Origin of the sequence: Paenibacillus sp. FSL R5-0475 (assembly GCF_038004585.1) — a bacterium.
Lineage (GTDB): Bacteria > Bacillota > Bacilli > Paenibacillales > Paenibacillaceae > Paenibacillus_AQ.
Genome location: NZ_JBBORK010000001.1, coordinates 1,811,803 through 1,837,295 on the forward strand (window position 1 = coordinate 1,811,803; position 25,493 = coordinate 1,837,295).

General features: G+C 39.2%; 25 protein-coding genes and 1 pseudogene. 22 read left to right on the plus strand and 4 right to left on the minus strand.

Translation table 11 applies throughout. From position 1 onward, the window contains the following. Positions 1–3: 3 nt before the first annotated feature. The 3 genes and pseudogenes from MKX41_RS07950 (at position 4) to MKX41_RS07960 (ending at position 2,316) form a co-directional block, all read left to right on the plus strand. Complete coding sequence (locus MKX41_RS07950; protein WP_340969435.1) at positions 4–627, plus strand: HXXEE domain-containing protein; 624 nt, start codon at positions 4–6, stop codon at positions 625–627. 349 nt (positions 628–976) lie between these two features. Beyond that, a complete protein-coding gene (locus tag MKX41_RS07955; protein ID WP_340969436.1) occupies positions 977–1,549 on the plus strand; it encodes an NUDIX domain-containing protein in 573 nt (190 codons plus the stop codon). 239 nt (positions 1,550–1,788) lie between these two features. Then, positions 1,789–2,316, plus strand: a pseudogene (locus tag MKX41_RS07960) (tyrosine-type recombinase/integrase). 129 nt (positions 2,317–2,445) lie between these two features. Here MKX41_RS07960 and MKX41_RS07965 read toward each other — a convergent pair. Both MKX41_RS07965 and MKX41_RS07970 read right to left on the minus strand, forming a co-directional pair. After that, a complete protein-coding gene (locus MKX41_RS07965; RefSeq protein WP_340974840.1) occupies positions 2,446–2,817 on the minus strand; it encodes a DUF3888 domain-containing protein in 372 nt (123 codons plus the stop codon). A 424-nt stretch (positions 2,818–3,241) separates the two neighbouring features. Then, positions 3,242–3,997, minus strand: a complete 756-nt coding sequence (locus MKX41_RS07970) for a VCBS repeat-containing protein (protein WP_340969437.1) — start codon at positions 3,995–3,997, stop codon at positions 3,242–3,244. A gap of 295 nt (positions 3,998–4,292) precedes the next feature. On the opposite strand from MKX41_RS07970, the gene MKX41_RS07975 reads away from it, so the two are divergent. From MKX41_RS07975 to MKX41_RS07985, 3 genes are all read left to right on the plus strand, one after another. After that, positions 4,293–5,207, plus strand: a complete 915-nt coding sequence (locus MKX41_RS07975) for a phosphotransferase (RefSeq protein WP_340969438.1) — start codon at positions 4,293–4,295, stop codon at positions 5,205–5,207. A gap of 129 nt (positions 5,208–5,336) precedes the next feature. After that, complete coding sequence (locus tag MKX41_RS07980; protein ID WP_340969440.1) at positions 5,337–5,789, plus strand: DUF6678 family protein; 453 nt, start codon at positions 5,337–5,339, stop codon at positions 5,787–5,789. A 146-nt stretch (positions 5,790–5,935) separates the two neighbouring features. After that, positions 5,936–6,394 carry an NUDIX domain-containing protein gene (locus tag MKX41_RS07985; protein WP_076286185.1) on the plus strand — a complete coding sequence of 153 codons (459 nt, stop codon included), beginning with the start codon at positions 5,936–5,938 and terminating at the stop codon, positions 6,392–6,394. A 385-nt stretch (positions 6,395–6,779) separates the two neighbouring features. Here MKX41_RS07985 and MKX41_RS07990 read toward each other — a convergent pair whose 3' ends face one another. Continuing rightward, positions 6,780–7,478, minus strand: coding sequence for a MerR family DNA-binding transcriptional regulator (locus MKX41_RS07990; protein ID WP_340969441.1), 699 nt, complete (start codon positions 7,476–7,478; stop codon positions 6,780–6,782). 157 nt (positions 7,479–7,635) lie between these two features. On the opposite strand from MKX41_RS07990, the gene MKX41_RS07995 reads away from it, so the two are divergent. The 15 genes from MKX41_RS07995 (at position 7,636) to MKX41_RS08065 (ending at position 23,156) form a co-directional block, all read left to right on the plus strand. Beyond that, positions 7,636–8,502, plus strand: a complete 867-nt coding sequence (locus tag MKX41_RS07995; RefSeq protein ID WP_340969443.1) for an alpha/beta fold hydrolase — start codon at positions 7,636–7,638, stop codon at positions 8,500–8,502. 81 nt (positions 8,503–8,583) lie between these two features. Beyond that, positions 8,584–9,273 carry a hypothetical protein gene (locus MKX41_RS08000; protein WP_340969445.1) on the plus strand — a complete coding sequence of 230 codons (690 nt, stop codon included), beginning with the start codon at positions 8,584–8,586 and terminating at the stop codon, positions 9,271–9,273. Positions 9,274–9,593: 320 nt separating this feature from the next. Then, positions 9,594–10,151: an RNA polymerase sigma factor gene (locus tag MKX41_RS08005; protein ID WP_340969446.1), complete on the plus strand. Its 558-nt coding sequence runs from the start codon at positions 9,594–9,596 to the stop codon at positions 10,149–10,151. After that, complete coding sequence (locus MKX41_RS08010; RefSeq protein WP_340969447.1) at positions 10,148–11,056, plus strand: hypothetical protein; 909 nt, start codon at positions 10,148–10,150, stop codon at positions 11,054–11,056. Before MKX41_RS08005 ends, MKX41_RS08010 begins: the two co-directional genes overlap by 4 nt. Before the next feature lie 192 nt (positions 11,057–11,248). Next, positions 11,249–12,577: a spore germination protein gene (locus MKX41_RS08015; protein ID WP_339248256.1), complete on the plus strand. Its 1,329-nt coding sequence runs from the start codon at positions 11,249–11,251 to the stop codon at positions 12,575–12,577. A 21-nt stretch (positions 12,578–12,598) separates the two neighbouring features. Next, positions 12,599–13,696, plus strand: coding sequence for a hypothetical protein (locus MKX41_RS08020; protein ID WP_339271344.1), 1,098 nt, complete (start codon positions 12,599–12,601; stop codon positions 13,694–13,696). Then, positions 13,693–14,784, plus strand: a complete 1,092-nt coding sequence (locus tag MKX41_RS08025; protein ID WP_339248262.1) for a Ger(x)C family spore germination protein — start codon at positions 13,693–13,695, stop codon at positions 14,782–14,784. Before MKX41_RS08020 ends, MKX41_RS08025 begins: the two co-directional genes overlap by 4 nt. A 175-nt stretch (positions 14,785–14,959) precedes the next feature. Next, complete coding sequence (locus MKX41_RS08030; protein ID WP_081951121.1) at positions 14,960–15,289, plus strand: ArsR/SmtB family transcription factor; 330 nt, start codon at positions 14,960–14,962, stop codon at positions 15,287–15,289. Beyond that, a complete protein-coding gene (locus tag MKX41_RS08035; RefSeq protein ID WP_340969450.1) occupies positions 15,289–15,705 on the plus strand; it encodes an SRPBCC family protein in 417 nt (138 codons plus the stop codon). The genes MKX41_RS08030 and MKX41_RS08035 overlap by 1 nt, the downstream gene beginning before the upstream one ends. Before the next feature lie 102 nt (positions 15,706–15,807). Then, positions 15,808–18,975: an ATP-binding cassette domain-containing protein gene (locus tag MKX41_RS08040; RefSeq protein ID WP_340969452.1), complete on the plus strand. Its 3,168-nt coding sequence runs from the start codon at positions 15,808–15,810 to the stop codon at positions 18,973–18,975. A gap of 202 nt (positions 18,976–19,177) precedes the next feature. Further along, positions 19,178–20,536, plus strand: a complete 1,359-nt coding sequence (locus MKX41_RS08045; RefSeq protein ID WP_340969453.1) for a right-handed parallel beta-helix repeat-containing protein — start codon at positions 19,178–19,180, stop codon at positions 20,534–20,536. Further along, positions 20,533–21,090, plus strand: a complete 558-nt coding sequence (locus MKX41_RS08050; RefSeq protein ID WP_340969454.1) for a nitrous oxide reductase accessory protein NosL — start codon at positions 20,533–20,535, stop codon at positions 21,088–21,090. Before MKX41_RS08045 ends, MKX41_RS08050 begins: the two co-directional genes overlap by 4 nt. Next, the gene (locus MKX41_RS08055; RefSeq protein WP_076299730.1) at positions 21,090–21,911 is read left to right on the plus strand and encodes an ABC transporter permease; all 822 of its coding nucleotides are present in this window, start codon (positions 21,090–21,092) and stop codon (positions 21,909–21,911) included. The genes MKX41_RS08050 and MKX41_RS08055 overlap by 1 nt, the downstream gene beginning before the upstream one ends. Further along, a complete protein-coding gene (locus MKX41_RS08060) occupies positions 21,904–22,623 on the plus strand; it encodes an ABC transporter ATP-binding protein (RefSeq protein WP_340969456.1) in 720 nt (239 codons plus the stop codon). The genes MKX41_RS08055 and MKX41_RS08060 overlap by 8 nt, the downstream gene beginning before the upstream one ends. Further along, positions 22,620–23,156, plus strand: a complete 537-nt coding sequence (locus MKX41_RS08065; protein ID WP_340969458.1) for a redoxin domain-containing protein — start codon at positions 22,620–22,622, stop codon at positions 23,154–23,156. The genes MKX41_RS08060 and MKX41_RS08065 overlap by 4 nt, the downstream gene beginning before the upstream one ends. Here MKX41_RS08065 and MKX41_RS08070 read toward each other — a convergent pair. Then, positions 23,119–24,153 (minus strand): PocR ligand-binding domain-containing protein, encoded by a 1,035-nt coding sequence (locus MKX41_RS08070; protein WP_340969459.1) that lies wholly within the window; start codon positions 24,151–24,153, stop codon positions 23,119–23,121. The genes MKX41_RS08065 and MKX41_RS08070 overlap by 38 nt on opposite strands. A gap of 202 nt (positions 24,154–24,355) precedes the next feature. Here MKX41_RS08070 and MKX41_RS08075 point away from each other — a divergent pair, with 202 nt between their 5' ends. Further along, entirely contained in the window at positions 24,356–25,492 is a 1,137-nt protein-coding gene (locus tag MKX41_RS08075; RefSeq protein WP_340969460.1) for a glycerol dehydrogenase, read from the plus strand. Position 25,493: the final 1 nt, after the last annotated feature.

Below are 25,493 nucleotides of genomic sequence, written 5' to 3' on the forward strand. Positions count from 1 at the left end.
TAAATGAATTTTTTGAGAAAATATTGGCAGGATATAGGACTATTCATTGGCATTGTTATATGCATGTATCTTCTAATGAATTGGGAAACAATACCGCGGATAAACAGCATATTATGGTTAAGCTTTGTGGCGATCCTTCTTCATCAGTTTGAGGAATACCGCTGGCCAGGGTACTTTCCAGGCATATTCAATATAGCCCTTTTTAAAAGTGAATCCCCTAACAACTATCCATTAAATAAACAGTCGGCAATGATTATTAATGTGGCTATCGCCTATGTGTTCTACTTGCTCCCTGTATTCTTCCCGTCAGTAGTATGGCTGGGGATGGCACCTATTTTAATGGGCTTTTTCCAAATCATTTTCCATGGAGTCGTCATTAATATAAGAGCAAAAAGCATGTATAATCCAGGATTAGTCTCCGCAATTATTGTACATTTACCGGTGGGGATCTGGTACATCAACTACTTATATGAGCATCATTTAATAACCCTCTCAGACTGGATTTGGAGTGCAATTTATTTTGCCATAGCTGTTTATATTTTAATAGTGAAAGGAAATACATGGATGAAAAACAAAAACTCCATTCACAAATTTTCGCAAAAACAATTATGGTCTTTTCATAAGTAGGTCCTCATAACCCACCAGAAGGTCCAGTTGTTATAACTCTTGATGTAAAATTAGACAGGGTTAATGTAACTAAAATTGAAGGATGATTATTTTCTCAACTAACGGGAAACGTTAGTTCAACAACACACAATGATGAGTAGGTGCTTCGTATCCTGCTCTTTTTTATTAAACTAACGGGCAGATTAGTTAAATAACAAAAACAGGAAATAACATGAAATTGGTGAATAATATTCTTATATTCCGTTCGAAAGGATGAGAAGATGTATGATTTAGATCTTCGACAATAGTTATGCCGTTCATTGCGCAAACGGAGAACTTTAGTTTAAAAATCCAGGAGCAGTTTGCTACCATGGCAGCTGCTCTTGTTAACGTTAAGCTATTGGGCAGAGTATTTCCAATATGCGCTAATATAAAATTAAATATTAGTGAGCAGAGAGGTCATCAGAATATGAGGATTGTTGTAACCGGCGGAGCGATAATAAGAGATAGCAGAGGTAGAATTTTATTGCAGCAGAGATCGGATTACGGCGATTGGGGATTGCCGGGCGGAGGAATGAATCCAGGTGAGACTATTCAAGAGACAATGATACGAGAGGTTATTGAGGAGACCGGATTATCTGTTAAGGATTGTGAATTTTATGCAGTATATAGCGGCCCTAGAATGGAATATACCTATCCTGACGGGAACAAGGTAGTATTCGTTATGTTTCTTTTTAATGCCTGGACTAATCATAATGAACTTTTATCAGAAGATGGAGATATGATAAATTTTCAGGATGATCAATTTGAATCATTGAAATTACAGTTCTGGAATATTAGCGACATCTCACTGGATCAAATAAACAGCGTCCAACGGCCTGTCTTTGAAGATTTGCTAAATGGAAATAAAAATATACTAAGATACAAAACACTAATTCGTTGAGCTAACGGGAAATGCTAGTTTAATACTGCAGGCAGATTAAAACCTCTCTCTAGAAGCAAACTAGATTTGATAGTTACTAGAAGCCAAACAGCCTTGGTCATCGAATTCGTTTTGTTCGTTCTCTTTTCCGCTATGCTTATGAAGAGACGTATCTGACTTCAAATCCTTCTTTGAAATTGAGAGAACCCAAATTAGATAAGCGCATTCCTAAGTTTTTGATTGAAGAAGATGTCATACACTTGAAAATCTCATGTCAGTCCGTCAGGGAAAGAGCACTGCTTGAGTTTCACTATAGTACCGGCTGCCGGGTTGGGGAGGTAGAAAAGATCAACATCGAAGATCTAAACTGGGAGAACTGCTCAGCAATCGTAAATGGCAAGGGATCGAAGCAAAGAGAAGTTTACGTTACGACAGAGTGCAAAGTATGGTTAAAAAAGTACCTGGCTAGCCGTGAGGATTCCTGCAAAGCCTTATTTGTTACCGATACGCATCCAACAAAACGAATGGCTATACCTACAATTAGGTGGGCAATAAAACGGCTTGCAGATCGGGGAGAACTTGAAGTGAATGTGTACCCGCATCGCTTTTGACATACATATGCATGCCAACTCCTTGATAATGGTGCTCCCTTAGACTTCATTCAAGGAATGCTCGGTCATGACAAGGCATCGACCACTCAAATATACGCGCAACTCCGAGGCGAAAGTCGGAGAGAGCTTTGTCGCCATTACAAACTAAAGGGCAGTTATGTTAAACAAGATAAGTAGAGGTTTTATGTCGCATTTGACGCAAACTGTGCAGTAAGGGAGTGCAGTGAGAAAACTCAGTCTTTCGCGGTATCTCTGAACGAAAAACAAAGTCATACTGCCGCCATGTTGATGGACTGAAGTTTCCCGTTACTTCAATAGATCTTGATAATTGGAGGGAAAGTCATTCTTATTTGGTCCTTTAAGATGTTCAAATTTTTTGAGTTCAATTCCAAATGGTGAGATCCGATATGTAAAAACATCTTCGCCGATAGGGATATGAGGGCCAATTGTTGGATGCGCATCAAGTGTGATCAAAAAATCAAAGCCACGGAAGCCATTAACCCTTTCGATTTGCTTCACATCAACAAAATAAGGATAAATATCGGGTTGAACCGGTACAGTAAATACATGTGAGTATACCTCTTCAAGTTTATTTCCGCATATGCGGTAGTAATTGCAAAACAAGCATATCTTGAAGTTGTAATTCCCTTGAGTCCTCAAGCGGCTTCTCAACTGCATTGCAAAATGGACTTTGTGTTCCAACCATTGATATTAGGATTACAAAGCAAATTAATACCTTCATGAGCCATTATCCTTCTTTCATCTTAATTCACTATACAAACAAACTTAATATATCCAGTAAAGAAATGTGTATTCATTTATGTATTCTGCCGTTATCTTAAAGAAGCTTTTTCATCGAGAGTCTTAACGATTGTTACGCAGTACGAAGATATTATGTAATAAAAGAAAGCATGCTTGTTCAACTAACGGGACACTATAGCTCAATAACACCAGGACGAAGTTGCCGACATGAATTGGCAGCTTCGTTGTGCTAACGGGCAGTTTAGTTTAAGGAAAAAGTCTATTGATACATAGGAATGAATTTGATGGATTGGACGAATGTGAGCGGCTAATGCCTCTCTGAATACCATTACAGAAATGATCAGTAAAGGCTGATTAACCTCGTACCAAGTATAGCTACAGACAATCGTAAGGATGTAAATTGAGTGCCATTCCAAGTCATTAGGTTTTCGACATACCCTATTGTATCGGAGTTAGAAGTACCAATAATACGTTGAATAGCAAGTAAATCATAACCCATACTTTTTTCGTTTGTAACTATGGGATATAATGCACCTAAAGCAAGAACCTCACCTTTGATTGGTTGCTTAAGTTTACCATTTTCTTTGTAATATTGTGATAAGTAGTCATAGTCTTTATTACTAATGTCTATTGTAAACAACACGTCAAGATGAGGACTTCCTACGCTCACTTTGTAAAAATCTTCATAAATTACATTGAACTTATACTCTTTATTATATTTTTCAACATCAAACATTTCATGTAGAATGTTATTCTTGAAGGAATAAATATAAAAAGTACCATATCCGCCGCTTCCTCCAGAATCAATACTTACTAAAATGTCCTGTACATTATCCTTAGAAAAATCCCCAAGGAATAGCCTAGCACTATATCCCGCATTGTTTTGAAGATTTACCGTTGTACTTTGATTAGAAAGTCCATCTTGAATAATAAGCGTAATATTATCTGCAAAGATTCCATTGGATTTATCTCCATATAAATACACGTTATCAATTATTCCGTCCCCATTTACATCGCCTTGTTTCATATCAAGCAAAGAAATTTTTCTTAAATGAGTATAGTTACCATACGAATGCTTTTGAATTTGTTTGTACAAATTAAACATCCCCTTATCATAAGTCGAATACCCTATGCCTACAAATATGTAGGTTAATGACTATATGATTGTGTAGATGCCCATGTAGGAAATGAAAATTCATTATTGAGCAGCGTAGTTTATTAACGCTGGGCTTGCGCTGCATGGATGGCTAACGGGACACTATAGCTCAATAACACCAGGACGAAGCTGCCGACATGAATTGGCAGCTTCGTTGTGCTAACGGGCAGTTATGCGTAACTTTCAGGGAATGTAAACGTCTAAATAAAGTAAGGAACGAGGAGGCAGATATTTCATGGGAGGAACGAATGTATGGGATGCGGAGTGGGAGGTTAACGAAGAGCAGGCGCGGACGCTGATCGGCAGACAATTTTCTCAGCTGTCATCGAAGCAAGTGAAGCGATTGGGCTGGGGCTGGGACAATACGGTTTTTCTCATCGGTGATGAGTACGTGTTCCGGTTTCCAAGAAGAACGATTGCAGTTGGCTCGATTCGTATGGAAGGGAAGCTGCTGCCGAAGCTGGAGGCATATATGACCATCCCCTATCCGAAACCGTTGTTTTATGGTGAAGCAAGTGACGAATACCCGGCACCATTTCTTGGCTATGCCTACGTGCCAGGAGATTTCCCCATCGGTTTGACGGAAGAACGCCGGGCTTTATCGGCAGAGACGCTGGCGAAATTTTTGCGGAGATTGCATGAGTTTCCGGTGCAGGCGGCGCTGAAGTGCGGAGTTCAGCAAGATCATCGAAGCTTGACGGACATAGCATCGCGCAAAGTGAAATTGGAGGGCTTTCTATCGAAGGTGGTTGAACACTTGTCGCCGGAGGAATCCGGTGTGATCGAAGCGTATATTAGCAGGCTGCAAACGGACCGTGTCGAGGCGGTGAATGTACTGCTACATGGCGATCTTCATTTCAAAAATATGCTTGTGAATGAGAACGGGATCGTTTCCGGCATCATTGATTGGGGCGATCTGAGCGTAGGCCATCCGGCTTGCGATTTGAGCGTTGCTTACAGCTTTTTACCACCTTACGCTCGCGGCGTGTTTTTCGAAACTTACGGAGGAGCGGACGAGGAAACGAAGCTGCTGGCGCGGCTGATCGCGGTATACATCCCCGTACTGATCTTGATGCAAGCGGTCGATGATGGGAATGAAGCGATTGCGGCAGAGGCGAAATCCAACATCATGCGAGCACTGTCGGATTAGGCTCATTATTTCTTTGCAGCTATGGGGCGATGGCTATCGGCACCATTTTGTCGTTTAAAGGCCGCGATAAGGTACGATTCGCCTTCTCTGATGCCGCTTTATGTTGTTTATTCAGGAGGTTTTTTTATTGTGGGTTATGAACTGGATTTTAAAAAAAGGGTACATGAAGTTATTACACAGAAACAATTATGTTCAGTTATGAATGACACTAAGTGGGGAAACTTACAAAGTGATGTAATAAATAAACTCCCTTTTACCCCGCCATATCAAGCTAAGTATGTATTAGATGATGTACTTTATCCAGAGAACTTTGAAACCGACGTCTGGTATTTAGGGGATTGGATAGAAGGACTTTCACCTTTTTTTTCTGTAGAATGGATACGGGTTAGACCAAGGTATCAGAAGCACAAGGGGAATCTGCTTCCTCCTGAATTAATTGACATAAGTAAAGAATTTCTTTCGATTTTACATGAATTAAGAATTCCGTATAGAGAAGAAAACAATACATTTTTCATTTATGGATACATTTCAAATACTGACTCACTTTTCAAAGGTAATCAATTAGCTAACGGGACACTATAGCACAATAACAACTGCTGCCGGCTTTATCTGAAGCCTATTAAAGTAACGGGCAGAATAATTCAACAATTCAATTCTTGAAAGGACTTTACCTTAAAAGCCTAGAATAATCAACTTATGTATTTCTACCAAGTAAGGAGCTACTATAAATGCGGATTGTTGTAACTGGCGGAGCAATTATAAGAGATAGTAAAGGAAGAATTTTATTGCAGCAAAGATCCGATTACGGAGACTGGGGATTACCAGGCGGAGGCATGAATCCAGGTGAGACTATCCAAGAGACAATGATCCGGGAAGTTATTGAGGAAACAGGATTAACTGTTACGGATTGTGAATTTTACGCTGTATATAGCGGTCCAAGGATGGAATACTCCTATCCTGATGGCAACAAGGTTGTTTTTGTTATGTTTCTTTTCAATGCCTGGACTGATTATAATCAGTATTTATCTGAGGATGGGGATGCGATAAGATATCAGGACGATCTATGCGAATCGTTGAAATTACAGTTTTGGGATATTAACGATATCTCACTGGATCAAATAAACAAAGTTCAACGACCAGTTTTTGAAGATATGCTAAACGGGAATACAAATATACTTAGATCTTAATACACCAGTTCGCTGAACTAACGGGACACGTTAGTTCAATAAACTAGCGGCTGTCTAAATAGTTCCGAGATTCTGCCGTTTACAAGGGGGCATCGTTATTGGACGATAACAGAGAGGGTGTATTCATGAATACACCCATCAGGGTGGTAACGCGAAATCAACTCCGTCCCTTAAGGGAGGAGTTTTTTGTGTTCTTATAAATGATTTTAAGAAGGATTAATTATGTTCCAAAAAATCTATGCATTCGATTCTGAGCCAGAATATGTTTATTGCTGTAAGGACTTCTTGCCGAAAGAAGGGGTATGCAGGTGCACTGGTATTTGAGTTAAGTTTTCTTCTTTTTGGGAAGATTGCTTGTTGATATCAAGTTATCAAGTTATCAAGTTTAATAGTATTTCACATATTTCATAAGCTCAGCGATCCCTAAAAACTGCTTCATTAATTGACTGTTTAATTTTTGTAACGCAAGCTCGAATGACAATTCTACTTTTTTATAGTTTTGTGTCTCTATTTCATTCAGGAGTTGTTTCATGTTCTCGATATAATACACGGTTTTCCTTAAACTGCTGATCAGTATAATCTTTCTTAATTCCGTTATAGTATAGACCCTATAGCCGTTGTCTTTGTTTCTGTTAGAAGTAATAAGGCCTTCTTGTTCCCAATGTCGAATGGCTGAAGGCTTAACGCCTGCCATTTGTGCAACTTCACCAATAGTCATTGCATTTGTGACCTCTAAATCGTTGTATTTTGATAAATCTGCATTTCGGAACATGCGTAACACATCCTCTAACCTATGCTTTTCCGTTTGTGTATTAAACTGTTCCTGATTGATTGACCAAAGTGCATCCTCAATTTGCCGAGCTTTAATCTTTCTCATCACATCGTACACAACTGGAATCTCATATCCTTGTAAAAGTTCCCGAATCGTAATAAAAGCTTGGACATGAATGTCTGTATAACACCGGCGATTGCTAGGAGTCCTCGGGACTTCTGGAACTAAGCCTTGATCTTCATATCTTCTTAATGTAGTGGTACTTACATTTAATTTCTTAGCTATTATTGTTGGTGTATAATTATCTCCCATAATCGTCATCACTCCAGAACATTAAAGTTAAACCTTCAAGTGCTACAACAACATTAAATCTAATTTAATTAGATATATCAAGGCTTAGTATGAGATAAACCGAAAGATTGCATGAATGTTATATGATATTTTTATGAAACAGTAAGGAGAGGATTGTTTGAAAAAAATCATACGATTAACCAACCATTCAGCAATAGAAGTAGGATTGACAGGAGGATCAGATCGTCCAACCATTATGTTACCTATCGCTAAAAAATCCGTGTACAATCAGGAGGCAGAAAATCTAAAGCTATGGGGCGTAGATCCTGAATTAGGTAAACATTTTGTTGAAGGTCTAGCGGATACGTTTCAAGTGCTTTATTTTGATTATGAAGGTCATCTCTTTCAACATCCAGTGGACAACTTAACCGTAGACCATATTGTGAAGGATCTGCTCCTCATTGCTGATGAAATGAACGTTAAGAGCTTTAGCTACTACGGTTATTCCTGGCTAGCTTTAATTGGACTACAATTGGCTATCAGAACAAATCGTCTGGAAAGCTTGGTCATGGGAGGTTTTCCGCCTTATAATGGTCCCTATCAAGAGATGCTGATTGTAACTCAAAAAACACATACCCAAGCTTTGAATAATCAAAATGAGGCAGCTGAAAAAAGCTCTATGGAAACAGAGAATCCTGATGAGATAGACTGGGACAACATCAAAGTATCAATGGATACCCGTGTAACAGCTCAATTTGTTGCCTTATACGAGAGCCTCACTGCTTTTGATGATCGTAGTATTCACCAATTGCTTAGTCTTCCAAAATTAGCTTTTGCAGGAGAAAATGATACTATCGTATATGGTGAGAATTTTGGAAATGTTACCGTTGATATTGCTGGGATATTAAAGAAGAATACGACGAAGCTGTGTGATTTAGGCTGGGATGTTGAAGTGCTAACGGGAAGCCAAATGGATCATACAAAAGCTATGCAACCAGCCATGGTAATACCATTAATTAAGCCGTGGTTTATAAAACAATTATGAATACAGACTGGACTGTAATTCGGGAGCAGTTGTACCCCAGCTGTAAATGAAAGTGAGAGGGTTACAATTAACAAGCTTATTTTGCAAGTAGCATCATCGGTTTTAGCATTTAGTTTACTCGTTGCCTGTAACCATCAACAAATCAACTCATCTACTCAGGAACAAAAACTATCAGAGGTTAGCTTATTTCCAAAAAACGATCTCATGGATTCTATTGTAATTGACGCAGTAAATGAGGATAAATCAATTCGGGCGGAACAGCAAACGGAAAAGGGAACATTATTGATGATAGCCAAAGGTAGAGAAGAACTTGGGCATTTGGTCGTATCGAGCACGATGGGACAAGAGGGTGATCAGACGTTTCAGAGTAATTACTCTATTATCTACAGACAGGGAGATCAGGACAAAGTCTTAATGGAACTACCCAATTACTTGTTTTTCCGACCATCCAGCAAAAAAATATCTTTTGAGAAGCTGAGTTTTAAAGAAGCTGAGGTTTACATCCTTACTCCTCAATATCAAACAGGTCATGGCGTGGAAGGATATATTTTCGCGATTGATAAGCAAAATGAAGATGTATTCCCATTAGAAATCGTAAAGAAGGATCAAGTCTCGAAAACACTTCTTTATTCAGAAGCTGAGCCTTTACCAAGTGTCGAAAATAATATCTTAGTAGTCCATCCACCAGTTGGAGCAGGTACACAAGAAGCAGAGGCAAAAGATATCTTTTACAAATTGGATTTAAACAATAAACGGTTTGTGGCTGAATAGCATGATTTGAACAAAAAAAGGTCAGTTCACGAAATCGCGGAGCGTCTATGCTTCTATCGTGAAGCTGCAGCAATTCCTCTATAGTTTCTACTTTTAATATATTGGCCGGTGTTGCCCATTATAGGGTACACCGGCTTTTTTCATATGAATCAAAAGGATAAGATCACACGTCATATTATTGGCATTGAATGTCGAAGCTTATGAAGACATAAAATGATTTCCCACACTAGTACATAAGAAAAAAAACTTTTTTGCAACCAAAACCCTTCTTTTCTTACTTTATAAGTGAGGCCTTAATCAAACTGAACGGAAGTGATGGAGTGGACGATAGTGAAATCATACAGCTGTACTTTGCCCGCAAGGAAACAGCAATAGAAGAAACATCCAAAAAATATAGAAATTATTGTACCAAGATTGCTCATAACATTCTGTCTAATTTTGAAGATTCGGAAGAATGCGTGAACGATACCTTTCTAGGAGCGTGGGAAACGATACCGCCGAAGACGCCTGCTAAGCTCTCAGCTTTTTTGGGGAGAATCACACGAAATATCGCGTTAAATAAACACGATTATTACATGGCCAAAAAGCGGAATAAAACATTCGATACGATTCTTGATGAATTAAATGATTGTTTATCCTCTCCAGACAATGTCGAAAGTCAATATGAGGAAGAACAAATCGCTGAATCCATAAGCAATTTCCTGCTGAAGATTAACGAAGATCATCGGAATATTTTTCTGAGACGTTACTGGTATTCCGATTCTTTGGCTGATATCGCAACTCGATTCTCAATAAGTGAAAGTAAAACGAAATCGATTCTTTTTAGAACACGAAAAAAACTCCAATTATACCTTATGAAAGAGGGCTATAATCTATGAATAATAAAGATCTATTTAAGACTATTGGTTATGTAGACGGCAATCTGGTGGAAAAGGCCGACACTGCGAGGCGTACTAATAAGAGAACATACGCGAAGTGGGGAACCATGGCTGCTTGTGCTGCACTTGTGTTAGGAGTGGCCATTTATACATCTCCTCTAAAGTCATCATTAACGAATTCACCACAAATCTCGCAGCAAACGCCAGTCTCAGCGCCTACCGGAGTTCGGAAAATTTTAAATTACAATGGATTTCGTTATGCATTCGTAAATGATGGTGCTCAGTTTAAGTTCACAGGAATGAAGCCTGAAAAATCACTTGGTACCATAGATTTTGATATTAACCAAGAGATTGGGAAGAACAATGGAGGAGAAGTTGTAGAAAAGGATTTTTCGTCTACGTTCGCTGTTGGAGGTAAGTTATATGAGATTCCGACGTACCCATCCCAATTCCGCATCGCTGTTAAAGTTGAGGAGCATTATTATTTGGCAGAAATCGTGGCGAAGACTAACGATTCTACGATGACCGCTAAGGAATATCTGGATATGTCTAATCTAAAAGAGCATGAAAAAGATATCCAAGTTCTTAATCATGTGGGAAATGACGTGTTAAAGAAAATGACAGATCATGCTTCTGTGGAGTCTATCATTGATGGGCTGTACAGCGCAAAAACAGCTGATTTAAGTAATAAAGAATACGAGGCTATTGCAGAGGCGCAATCCCAAGGAAAATCGTATCAGTTAAAGTTCAACCTCAAGGATGGAACCTATATGGGCATGTATATCATTCCTGAACTAAAAGTCGTATCTATGGGAGATGCTTACTATCATTTGCCTGACACCTTTTTTGAACAATCGGGAGAACTTTTTTCAGGGCTTAAACAAGAAGTGTTGCCGCTTTATTGAGTAAAAATGTAATGAGTTGAATTGACGTGGTAATTGAAAGGCAAGGACTAAGGTGATAAACCTTGTTCCTGCCTTTTTGTTTTAGAACTAGGAGTATGAACATGGTTCCTTCAATTACTAGTATATTTACATAGGATAAAACTGAGAATAAAAGGAAATGATATCAAAAACGAACTGGAGGATTGCTACATCATGATCGAAGCTTTTCAACTAATTAAGAAGCAGCTTTCTTCCTCAAGTGATATGAAGGAGGAAATCGTCCGAATTCAGGATATCGAGTTGGAGATCCTCTACTTGGACAGCGTTTGCGATGAAAAGAAAATTAAGGATGATCTGATCATCTCCATACTAAAATGCCCAGGAAAAGAGGAATTCAACGATTATCTTACTTCTCTTCTTGACATCAGCAAACCGGAGAAGGACGAAGACATTTTACAGAAGTTGATGATTGGTCATGCCTGTATTCAAATGGAAAATGAGCTTTTCTTGTTCAGTGCGAAAAAAGTGATCAATAATCAGCTTGGGGATGCAAGCTCGGAAACAGCGATATATGGCTCGCAACGTTCATTCAGCGATGTGATTGATACAAATCTCAATTTGATTCGGAATCGTTATCCCTCCCCAAATCTTGTTTATGAGAAAAGAGAGGTTAGTGGATTACTACAGACAGAAGTCGGTTTAATTTATGACAGTCTACTAGTTGATAAGGGAGTATTGAGCGAACTTCAAACGCAGCTAGCTTCGGTCAAACCGGATGTCATTCTTTCGGCGGCACACCTTCAAAGATTACTTACTAGTCGAAAATACTCGCTTTTTCCTATATTGATGATTACGGAAAGACCAGATCGCGTCGCGTTAAATCTGAAACAAGGCAAAATCGTTATACTTGTGGAAGGTAGCCCATTCGTTCTAATCGCTCCGGCTACTTTTTATGATTTCATTTCCTCAATGGATGATACTTTTGAGCAGTTATGGGTCGGTTTTAGTCTTGTGGTACTTCGTTATATCGGCATTTTCATTACTGTGTTACTTCCTGGCATTTATATTTCTCTGGTCTCTTTCAACCCTGAGTTGTTTCAAGCCCAGCTCGCTTTCTCTATTGCCGGTAGTCGTGCGGGTATCCCTTATCCGTCGTACATTGAAGTGCTCATTATGATGTTCTTAATCGATACCTTAATCGAAGCTAGTATACGGCTTCCCAAGTCGATCAGCGCAGCGGCAACGACAGTTGGTGGACTAATTCTAGGACAAGCTGCGCAGCAGGCAAATCTGGTTAGCAATATCATGATTATCGTAACTTCCGCCATTGGCATTGCCAATTTTGTCGTGCCGATCAATGCTATGAGTTTCGCATTACGGATTGTCAAATATCCTTTCATCTTGTTAGCTAGTTTATTTGGATATGTAGGTCTAATCGCAGGACTATTTTGTTTGATCCTTTACTTGAACGATTTAAAAAGCTTTGGGAAACCTTATTTAAAAGTGTTTATCGGAGAACAAGAAAAATTCGGGAAATTATAAAGGAAAGGAGGATATTTTTCCTTGAATCGATATGTTTTTTATGTTTTATGGTGTGATGGGATCACCATCACAGGTCTTTTATTATATACCCTTTTATTGAATGAACGGTTTAATGGAAGCATGCTGGCTATTGTGATAAGTGCGGTTAGCGGCATGATATTTCTTGTAACAATGACCAAGTCACTTGGTTATTTTCCAAGGAAGGGTTTGCCTGAAATCTTTCGGATGTTTTTGCCGGCAGGAGCAAGAATATCATTATTAATATTCTTTTCAATTATGACTATAACAAAAGGATGCATCATGATAGGGTACGCATCAACCTTTTTTAATTTATATCTAACAGATGTAAACACAATTACTATTATGGTATTTATTTTTCTTGCAGTATCTTGGGGAGCTACAAGGTCAAGCAAAACAATTTTAAGTACGCTTGAGATCGTTCTTTTTATTTGCATTCCTTTAATGTACTATGCATTTACAAAAGCCATCTTTAGTCAAGGAATAGAGTGGAATTCCATTAAAGCAATGGCAGATTATGCATTCATTTGGCCGAAATGGGGAACGATTACGGCTGCAAATAGTGTTTTCTCCGGATTTGTTGGCTTAATCGTATTTAATCGAGTTGTTCCCAGCAAAATCAAATGGAAATACACTCCCATTGTCCTTATTGTTAATTTGCATATATTAGTCACTGGTTTGATTATTTCCATTGGAATTCATGGCACTTACGGGGTGGGGAATTATATAGCCCCCACGTATTCTGCATTAGATTCAATTGGTATGATGTCAGGGTTATTCTCACGTACGATTATGCCTTATTTTCTCATCGTCCTTTTTTTGCTCTTAGTGTATGCGTCTGTAACCATTCATGTTGGACTTGAGCTGTTGAAAGGATGCTTCTCTATGAAATTTCAAAATAATCTTCGAAAGGAACAACTATTATCTTGGGCAATTTGTTGCCTACTTACCATTGTTACAGTAATCTACTTCAGTACATTCACTTTAAAACAAATCATAAACCATACAGTCAATTGGCTAGAGTTGCGATTTTATACCGAATTTCTGATGGTCGCGCTTGTTGCGTTGTTTGCTGTAATGAAATGGAAGCGTAAAGTATGAGAAACATTATCCTATTGGTTCTCTGCTTTACAGTGGTTATACAATCGGGTTGTGCATTCAAGGATATCGACAAACGAATATTCGTAATCGCCATCGGAGTAGATCAATCAGATGATGTAAAAAATCCATATCGCGTGACATTGAAATTAGCTTTACCTGCTCAAAAATTTGATCCTTCTGTGAATAATATTCAAATTATAAGCGAAAATTCCGAAACGATATCAGGCGCGATCGGACGAATAAGGTCAAAATCATCGAAAGATCTTAATTTTGGTCTTTTAGAAATATGTATTTTGGGTGAATCATTAGCCCATGAGAGTATCAACGAGCCACTTAATTGGCTGTCAAGAAGATTCGATATTCCGATGGAGGGGATGGTGGCATTAGGGAAGCCCAACGCGGAGACTGTTCTTAAAATGAAACCAAAATCAGAAAATTTTTCAGGTAATGCATTGTTATTAAGTCTGTCCGAATCGGGATCAATCTCATCGTTCACGGTTCCCGAACACCTTTATGATTTCTATCGTCGAACGACGGAAAAGGGCATGGACCCCTACTTGCCTATTATCGAGACCGAAAAAGAGGTATACAAAATTGATATGGTTGCTCTTTTAGACAAACATAAAATAAAAACGATTTTGACAACAGATGAAACGCGCGTCTTTAAAGAACTTCTTCATAGCTATCCTCATTTCGAAATCACCACAAAAATGGTAAGTCAACCTTTTGTCTTGGCAATTGAACAGTTGAAGAGACGTTATACGATTGATACAAACAATAAGAATAAACCAGTTATTCGTGTATCTATTCAAATGCGTGGAGTTGTAGAAGAATTCGTAAATCAGGTGTATGAGGAAAATTGGACTAAATTTGAAAAGCATGTTGAACAGGAAGAAAAGACGAAGATATCAAGCTTGCTGAAAAAGCTGCAAAAAAACGGGATAGATCCGTTCGGTTTTGGATTACTCTATAGAGCTACCCGGCATGAAGGGGATAAGGAATGGGAGCAATGGCAGTCTATTTATCCCGAAGCAGTTTTTGATGTAAATGTTAAAGTTTCTATACAGGGAACGGGAGCAATAAAATAACAAGGCACCGATATTTACGCCTTATTCCATTGAAAGATCAAATATTAAAATTTTAAGGACCTTGACACGACACCATTTGGTGTCCTATAATCAATATGACACTAAATGGTGTCCAATTGGGTGCTGATGAAGTATAATTGGTCACACTACAGGTAATATTACGGAAAAGGTGGGGGTGGTTTTGAACGATAATAGTCAAGTGAGGGATGTATATGACGCTGTTGCAGATCCAACAAGGCGAAAATTACTTCAAATCCTGGCTGATGTTGATGAATTACCCCTACATGAAATCACGGTTCATTTTGATATGGGCCGTACTGCAGTATCTAAGCACTTGTCTATTCTTAAAGAGGCTGATCTTGTAGTTGCTCGAAAGGTTGGTAGAGAAACGAGGTATCGTTTGAATGCCAATCCATTGAAAGAAATTCGGGATTGGGTATCTTTTTACGAAGGCTTCTGGAAAGAAAGAATCGATAAACTAAAACTTTTATTGGAGGAAGAATAATGAAACCAGATGTATCCTTAGATTATCAATTTACAAGCTCCATCGAGAAGGTATGGAACGCTTTGACGGATTCAGATACACTTGCGAAATGGATTTGGAGCAATGACTTTAAACCAGTCGTAGGGCATAAATTTCAATTTCGTGCAGAGCCAAATGAATGGTGGGATGGTATTGTAGATTGCGAGGTTCTCGTAGTAGATGAGCCACATACATTATCCTATACTTGGCATAGTGCCGGGGAAGGTACTACAGTTACTTGGACTTTGAGCAAAGAGGAAGATGGTAAGGTTCATCTGCATCTTGCTCAATCTGGATTTAGTGAAGAGACCAAAGCTCGCCAAGGTGCTATCGAGGGCGCTAAATATGCTTGGACGAATATGGGCAGTCAGCTTGAAAAAGTATTAGCAGAACTGTAATTTCAAGAATAGGGCGCTTTTCTGAAAATGGAAAGTGCCCTTTTTAATGGAATAAATGATGGCAATACTAAATGAAGAGAATGGAGATGAGATGATACCACTATGAAAATCAACCGATTGATTGCGAACAATATTAATAAGTTAGATGCAGTACTTCCAGTTGAGCAATCCCTAGGGATTGCAGGTTTATCCGGATCTGGTAAAACCACCTTTTGTCAAACCATCGGCGAAGAATCCAAGAAACGTCTCGTTTCTTTATTGCCAAAGGCAGAATATCAGTATTTATTCCCTAACATTATGGAGACTAATTTCAGTGCGATTCAGATGGAAGAAATGCCACTTGTACTTTTTCTAGGGAGATCATCTATTTCTTCCAATCCTCGTTCAACCATTGGCACACATACGGGTGTGTTCACAGAGATTCGAGTTGCGATTGCTGAACAATATAACCTATCGCCAGAGGTTTTTTCATTTAATAATGAATTAGGCTGGTGCCCAGATTGTAAAGGTCGCGGCACTACTAAAAATGTCGAATGTAAAAAGTGTAAGGGTAAGCGATATAATCACGAAGCTGAACAATACAAAATGGAGTTATTAGACCAAGACAAGAGTATTTCCGATATTAATGACTTAAGCATTGAAACCATTTTTTCTCTAGCAGAAGTTCTAAACATTAGTGAAGGTAAACAAAACATTCTAAAGAACATAATCCATATGAATATTGGTTATCTAACCTTAAATCGTATAATGGGTACCTTGTCAGGTGGAGAGTTAACACGACTTTACTTGGCAGAATTCATGGCAACCAGTGAAAATACAGTAATTATCATTGACGAAATCTCTGTGGGTCTGGATCACCAAACCCTTTTAAAAATATTAGAGCAGATAAAACAACTAGGATTTAAGAATCAAATTTGGCTTATTGATCATTCGGATACCGTATTAGACATAACGGACGAGCAATTGTTCTTTGGACCAGGAAGTGGTAAATATGGCGGGAAAATCGTTGAAGAATCGCCACGTCCGGCGCCCATCAATGGAGAAATAAATCAGACAGCTCCAACTGAATATTATCATTTTCATGATCTTTACTGTCGTAATATTCAAATCGCCGAAATTCAGATTCCCCGTAATAGACTTGTAACGTTCACTGGGGAATCTGGCTGCGGTAAATCTACATTGGTCAATGAGTGTATGTCCAAGGATTTTGTGAAGCGATATCCCAAGGATAAGCTGGTGATTGTGGGGCAGGATCGAAATCAATCGATTACCAGCCGGTCTACGGTTGCGACTTTTCTTGATATTAAGAGAAAGCTCACAAAATATAGCGAAGAGATTGATGATATTTTTCAGCGCTCAATTGAAGATATTATTGATGAACTGCCAAATGAAGACATCGCTCATAAACGTTTAAGTTTATTAATCAAGCTTGGGCTGGGTTATTTAACGTTGGAAAGAAAAACACAGTCTTTATCCACAGGTGAATTTCAATGTGTTCATTTAGTCTCCGAGCTATTTTCAGGTTCAAGAAACCCCAAAACACTTTTCATTTTTGACGAGCCTTCCAAAGGGTTATCACAAAATATTCTAAATCAATTCATTGATAGCATCAGAGTCATTCTTCAGGACGAATCGGTCTCCATAATGATGATTGAACATAACTCGTATATGCTGGAAAACTCTGATTTTATCGTTGATTTTGGTAAAAGACAGCTTGAACCTGTTGAGCATCTAGAAGTTGTCGGTCATCAAAAATATTATCTCGAGCAAAACAGTGAAGATCATGTCGCCCCATTGCAGATTTCTTCAACACTGCGTCAACAAAATGGCATTAACTATCTAAAAGAAAATCAAATTGCCTACTTTAAAAATGCGGAAAACGTTTATAAAGGTGGCATCTTAAAAAGCTTATCCTCTATGGCGCGTTTGATATATGGTGAATATGAATCAGATACCATTGCACCTGTCATCGCCATTGATCTGGAAAGACACTTATATAGTCAATATACTTTTCTATATGAAATTGGTGGCTTGATCAACCAAATTGTAACTGCACATCCAACTAATAAAGATACAAATAGCTTCGATTTCTATAATCAAGACAATCATTGTCCATGCTGCAAGGGACGTCGAGTCATTGAAAAATTTGATTTTGAAGTTGTTCTTCAGGATAAAAATGTGCCATTTTGGGATGGCTTATTACATCCAGATGCAATGGATATTCTGAAATTCTATCAATTCCCCAAAATAAAATTCATCTTTGATGAGATTAAGAATGAACTCGGACAAGATATCAGTAAGAGCTATAATGAGATGACGGATGCAGAAAAGCATACTTTTTGGTACGGATATTGGGAAAAGTCATTTTATGATAAAGCAAGCAAGGCAACAAGAACTTGGGAAGGCTTTAATTACATCATTGGGAACTACATGGTGATATCAAAAGCGATTATTAAAGAGCATATTAAACAATCCAAAATACTAATTACCTGTCCAATCTGTGAAGGGACCGTACTAAATCATCATAAGAAGCTAAAGTTTGGCGACACAGATATACGTGAGATAATTGGACTACCTCTTGATCAAGCGATCAGTACCGTTGGCAAATTACCGGTGCTTGAAAAAATGAAAGCTATTGTCGGCGGTGATATGGTTCTAACAGAGGATGTCTCTCTATTGCCTAGGAAAATACAAGTTGCTCTAAAAATGCTTGAACTTGAAGTAGCGAGCTTTGCGCACTATGAAATGGTATTACAAAATGCACTGCCATTCTGGGGCGATATTAGCGGCAGTATTGAATCTATTAGCTTGAATAATCAGATTACGATTTGTGATTTTGAGAATATCACCGAAACCAGAGAATACATCATTGATAAGTTTTTCACGAATGGAAAATACAAAAAGCTGACCTATGTTTATGAAGCGTTTGGTTACAAAAAACTGGTCACTCTAATTAATAAGATAAAAGCTAGTCAGCCATGTCCATTCTGTAAAGGAAAGAAAGTCATATCCGAAGATGGACTTCACGATGGCGTTTATAAGTTAACGATTCCATGTGTTAGTTGTTACGCAAGTGGCATTAATGATGAAGGGCGTAAAGAAATTGTCGAAGGCATTGACGTCCAGACTTGGCTTACAGGTAACGTTAGTGATGTCGTGACTGAAAGCTCAAATATTGATGCTGTAGCAGATATTCCAATTTTCAATCGTATTCGGGAGTTAAATAAACAAGAAATGATGGCCGTTTATCAATACCTTGAAAATAATTAGTTAACCTAATGAAACCGCGCTATGCGCGGTTTTTTATTATGTGGACACACTTTTGGGATAGCATACGATGTGATATAACTCACAATTTAGACACATCTTATTAATAGGGATAGCTATATTGAGCTATAGGCATGCAACTTCCTTTTCTTTACAATTAGGCAAATGATAGATTAGAGAATGAATTGCTGATAGGGGGTGAACAATGGTTATACGCAAAAGTTTCTGTCACCTCAGAGTAATGCTAATGATGTTATTCAGCCTTTTCTTAATAATCACGACCTACAGTAGGAGTGCCAGTGCTAATACTACTTCGAAAGCGATTCCACTCCAGCCGATTATTAATGCGGCCCAAATCGGAGATTCGATTACTTTAGCTCCAGGTACTTACCTGGGTCCCGTTCAAATTGATAAAAGGCTGACGATTAGCGGGGAAGGAAGGGCAACAGTATTAAATTCATCTCCCGATGCTGAGGTTGCAGTTATGATTCAGGCTGATGGGGTAAAGCTTCAAGGACTTAATATACAGCAGCATAACGGGGGAGAAGCAGCAGCGATTCGGGTGGAAGCCGATCAGGTAACTTTGAAAGATTTAGTCATACATACATTTGGCTTTGGCATTATGCTACGTGAGGCTGATAGTGGAGTTATAGTAAACAATAAAATCCGTTGGTTTATACCTAAAGGTGCTGCTTCGGGAAAAAGAGGTAATGGCATCGATCTCTATAACTCTCATGGTTCAGATATCAGAGAGAATGAAATCTCTTATCTCCGAGATGGCATTTATTTAGAGAAGAGTCGCAATACAAAGGTTGATCACAATCGGCTCTATCATTTACGATACGGTGTTCACTGTATGTATATCAATGGATCATCTGTTACGAACAATATTGGAGAATACAACATTACTGGCGCGATGGTGATGGGAGTGAGCGACGTTATGGTATCAGGAAACTCTTTCCGTAAACAAAATCAGAATGTTCATTCTCAAGGAATCCTGCTCTTTGACGTTCGTACCTCTCTTATTGTAAATAACCTCGTGGAAGGAAATCGGGTAGGAATCTATATGCAACAATCCTCCGACAACACTCTCCAGAATAATATGGTGCTCCGAAATTATATTGGGATTCAATTTGAGGGTTCTGAAGGCAACCGCTTTCAGAAGAATGCTTTTATTGCAAATGTGATTGAAGCACAGGCAACGGATTCTAAGAATAATAAGATGACGAGAAATTTTTGGGATTCATTCGAAGGGCTGGATGTATCGGGTGATGGCGTAAGTGATCTGCCATATGCTATTAATCCATTTTATCAGCAATTAGTTACAGAAAATGCTGCTTATCAGCTCTTTTTTCAATCACCGGGCATGACATTTTTAAGCGATCTGTATACAAATGATAAAGAACAATGGTCCACCGATCCAGAGCCGCTTATGCAATTGGATTCAGTTCATGCAGATGTTGGACAAGTTAGTGAGGGGCAAGGGTCGGTGATGGTAGCCGGTTGGCTGCTTTTGTTTTTCTCTGTGATCACAATACTATATATGGGGGTATTACGGTTATGAAAAAATGGGGTTTAATGCTGATGTTGATGGTGGGTTTGTTAATTCTAGCGGCTTGTGGTTCCAAAAAGTTTGAACCTTTGGCGATTAATGAAGAAGTTGATATTTGCGCGATTTGCAATATGCAGGTTAAGGACGATGCCTTTGCTACTCAGCTAACAACGAAAGACGGGAAGAATTATAAGTTTGATGATATTGGTTGTATGAATGAATGGAAGAACAAGAATGGAACCAAAAACATCGGAAAGGATTATGTCCGTGACTATAACGACAAAGAATGGGTAGAATTCAGTAAGGCAAGCTTTGTCTATGATGAGACACTACGCACACCTATGGCTTATGGAGTTATCAGCTTCAAGGACACTGCTTCAGCCGAAGCTTTTGTGAAGGAACAAGGTGTTGGCAGCGTTCTGTCAGCAAGTGATCTGTCCAAGCATGAATGGAAACAAAATACGGATATGATGCAAATGGATATGAATGGCGGAGAAGGTCATATGGACGAGCATAAGTCAGAGGAAATGGAAGGTATGACATCGGATAAAGAGATGGATATGTAATGGTTGATATCCTGCAAGTCGCACGCAGAGAGATTAAAATGGGGTTTCGAAATCCATGGGCTTATTCTTTTTTGGCATTATTTTGTGCGTTTAGTCTTGGCTTACTGCTGATTAATAAACAAAATGAGATTCAAGGCTACACCGCAGTTACAGGTTCCATGCTAAGTCTGATTTTGTATCTGCTGCCGCTTATGACCTTATTCCTAGGCTCTTTTTCACTGACCTCAGAAAAGGAAGAAGGTAGTTGGCAGCTTTTATCTACTTATCCAATAGGAACATTGTCATTTATTCTTGGCAAGTATGTGGGGCTGGCTGTCGTATTACTTACGGTTGTGGCTTTCGGCTATGGTTTAATGGGAATGATTAGTGGATTCTTGGGCATGGCCTATGATTCTACTACTTACTTTCTATTTTTGTTGTTTTCCGCAGGACTTGTTTTACTATTCTTGACCATCGCCTTGTTTATCGGTTCATTATCAAGAAACCGCTGGCAGGCGCTGACTGTTTCTGTTGCTGTGTGGTTTTTCACAGTAATAGGGTGGCCGACCTTTTTGATCGCCTTTTTAGGTTTAATGCCTTATCTCTGGATTAAGCCCTTGCTGGTCGTATTCACAATACTCAACCCAGCAGAGCTTGTTCGGTTATTCGTTGTAATTAAGCTGGGCGGAGGTTCAGTACTGGGACCTGAATATTACCAATGGGTAGAATGGATAAATGGTTCGAAGGGTAGTTTGTTGTTTATGGGAGTCTGTCTAGTCTGGATGTTGAGCTCGATCCTGTTTGTATATTGGATATGGGAAAGGGGGCGCTCTCGTGGATAACTCCTTAGTGAATGTAAGAGGAATCTCTAAGGTTATTAAAAAGCAAACAATAGTTGAAGAGATTAGCTTTCAAATCCCCACTGGGAGCATACTTGCACTATGTGGCGGTAACGGGGCTGGCAAAAGCACCGTTTTGCGAATGGTTGCGGGTATTCTTCAGCCTTCGGTGGGCGAAATCTCAGTGGGTGGTTTATACTGGCACAAATCACGCAAACAATTCTCGAAACAAATCGGTTATATGCCGGATGATTATCAATTCAATCAGGGGCTGTCGGCAGAGGAAGCTCTGACTTTTTGGGCCGCTCTCCGTAGGGTACCCAATCGCAAAGCGAGAGTAAACGAAGTCCTTGGCTTAGTAGGTCTACAGGATAAACGAAATCGTCTGGTCAACACCTTTTCAAAGGGAATGCGTCAGCGTATCTTATTTGCTCAGGCATTGCTGGCCAAACCTTCGTTGCTAATTATGGACGAACCCACAAACGGTCTTGACCCTTTCTGGATGAATGAATTCGTAGACCTACTCCAAAGAATCAAGGAAGAAGGGCATACTGTTATTTTCTCCACACACCAGTTAGAAATCGCTGATAAGATCGCAGATCAGATTGTCTTTTTAAGTCATGGAAGAAATGTTGGTTCAGGTCCGACCAAAGAATTTCATGCGAAATTTGGTTCTCTGTATACAGCCTTTAATCATAGTCTGGGTCTGAAATGAGCATGCGTCGAATCATTGCTTTGCTGGTGATCATCGCAGCTGTCACGACTGTTGTATGGGTATTTAGCCATAATGAAACAAGAGATTCATCTGAGAGGATTGCAGTGGGCTCTATCGCTCCCGAATTTGAAGCTACTTCTATAGAAGGTAAAAAGGTTCGACTAAGCGATTTTCAGGGACAGATTGTGGTGCTTAACTTTTGGGCCTCCTGGTGCACGTCATGTGTGCGAGAAATGCCCCTTCTGAATGCCATTCACAAATCCACTAGTTCTCAAATTGAAACCTTGTTTATTAATGTTGGTGAGTCTAAAGGGACTGTATCAGAATATCTTAAGAATCACAGTTTTTCTTTTCCAGTTGTCATCGATGTTACCGGAAAAATATCTACTTCATTCGGAGTTAGTGCGCTTCCTGCTACGTTTATTATAAACGGAGAGGGAAAGATCAAAGAGGCTATATTAGGCGAAATCACAGATTTCCCCTTAATGCAACTAATCAACTCATATACATATTCCGGTATACAGCTGGAGTGAGATTCTCGAACCGTTTGAATGTTTTAATAAAATAACCAGTATCACAAAATCCTAAATCATCGCTCACTTGATTAATAGGTGCGTCTGTGGTTTCCAGCAACTGCTTGGCCCATTCAATTTTGAGCCTGGCTACGAAGAGGGAGAAGTTCTCGCCTGTTTCTTTTGTAAATATGCGACTGAAATAACTGGGGCTGATATGACAAAGCTTGGCCATTTCTTTTAGGCTGAAATTTTCATTTTTGTGCGCATAGATGTAATCGAACGCAGGCTGAAGCACTGCATTTGAAGAGACGAACTTTTGTGCTCCATTTTTCAATTTGGTCTCAATAAGCGCTCCTGACAACTCTTGCTGCAGAGACTGAATTTTGCGATAAGTAAGGTCTGTCTCCTCGAAAGATTCTGCTGAAGCAGATATATCGATATCTGTGGTCAGTACTCTTTTGTACAAATCAACGGTAGTACGCTTTTGAATGGCTTCTTCCACGATGTAAGTACTTAACTGTAGAAGTAGGTCCACGCACTTGGTTACTTCATCGTAGGATAGGACAGGAAGTGCTTCGTAATCCTCTTTAAGCGTTTGAAACTTCATGTTCGACTCAACATTAGGTGGCCTAGATACTATCTGCTCCAGCTGTGACACATCAGGTTCACGAAGCTTAAGCTGTCCAGCCATAATTGCACCCAAATATTGATCGTCAATAATAATTGGAATCGCGATATCGATAATGTTGAAATGGCATAAATAAATATAAGGCTTGTTCTGGCGTACAGCCTCAATGCCGGCACGAGCATCACATTTTTGACAATAAGGAGAGAGATTAGAATCTTGGCGAACGCCTTGGCAGAAAGGCTGACAGAAGCTGTGCTTAGTTACGGGAACGCCTTTATAATCTACGGTAAGAATCGCCATTTTAGTCACGAGTGATAAAGAATCCTGCAGTTTCTCCCATTTTTTCAAATCAATTATTTCTTCTAAATTAAATCGAGATTTGGACATCACGATATTCTCCTAGGTAAGTTATAGAAACATATTGAACATTATAGCGAATTTTTGCTCAAAAGGACAAGATAATACTATTCCTTAATAAGAAGACAAAAAAACTCGATAAGAAAACGCTTTATTCTGATCTTATTGTTTCATGCATACCGAAATAGAGCAATCTATAATAATAACTATATACAACCTAGGAGGAATGAAAATGAGAAGAGCGTTTATCAGTCCGACGAAATATGTGCAAGGTGAGAATGAACTTTTGAATTTAGGCTATTTTGTAAAAACATTCGGTGATTCCGCACTGCTCATTGCACATCCAGATGATGTTACACGTGTGAAAGATAAATTGGTGTCAACTAAACAGAAATTTAATATAACGCTTGTTGAAAGTGGCTTCCATGGGGAATGCTCAAGACAAGAAGTCGCAAGATTACAGGCTCTGGCTAAGGAACATCAATGTGCATGTACGATTGGGTTGGGTGGAGGTAAGGCGATTGATACGGCAAAATGCGTAGCAGAAGGTGAAGCATTGATTATCGTTCCAACGATAGCAGCCACTGATGCACCAACAAGCCACTCCGCGGTACTCTATACCCCAGAAGGTGAGTTTGATGATTATGCTTATTTCAAGCAAAGCCCAAGTGTAGTCATGATCGATACAACAGTCATTGCCAAAGCGCCAACAAGATTTCTTGTTGCAGGGATGGGTGATGCACTCTCCACTTATTTCGAAGCAAGAGCTACAGCAAATTCTTATTCCAATGTGAATGCGGGATTGCCTTGCGGGGTTCGTGAAGGTGTTTGTGGGGAAGCTAAAGGAACAATAACCGCACTAGGTCTTGCCAAACTGTGTTATGACACTTTGCTTGAAAATGGGTTCAAGGCGAAGCAGGCCTGCGATCTGAATATCGTAACTCCAGCCTTGGAGAATATCATTGAAACGAATATTTTGTTATCGGGACTAGGCTTTGAAAGTGGAGGTTTGGCTGCGATTCATGCGATCCATAATGGTTTAACAGCTTTAGAAGGAACACATCATTATTATCATGGTGAGAAGGTAGCCTTCAGTACAATTGCTCAATTGGTGCTTGAAAATGCAGACCGTTCCGAATTAAGAGAAGTATTGGATTTCTGCCTGTCTATTGGGCTTCCAGTGTGCTTAGCAGATATCGGAGTGGAGCAAGTCACTTACGAAGAACTTCTTGAGGTTGCTAAAAAAGCTTGTATTGCAGAGGAATCGATTCATTCGATGCCGTTCCCAATTACAGAAGAAGCCGTAGCATCGGCGATTATGGCTGCCGACCAATTAGGCCGTCAATACAAATTAAGTAAGGAGCTTTAAG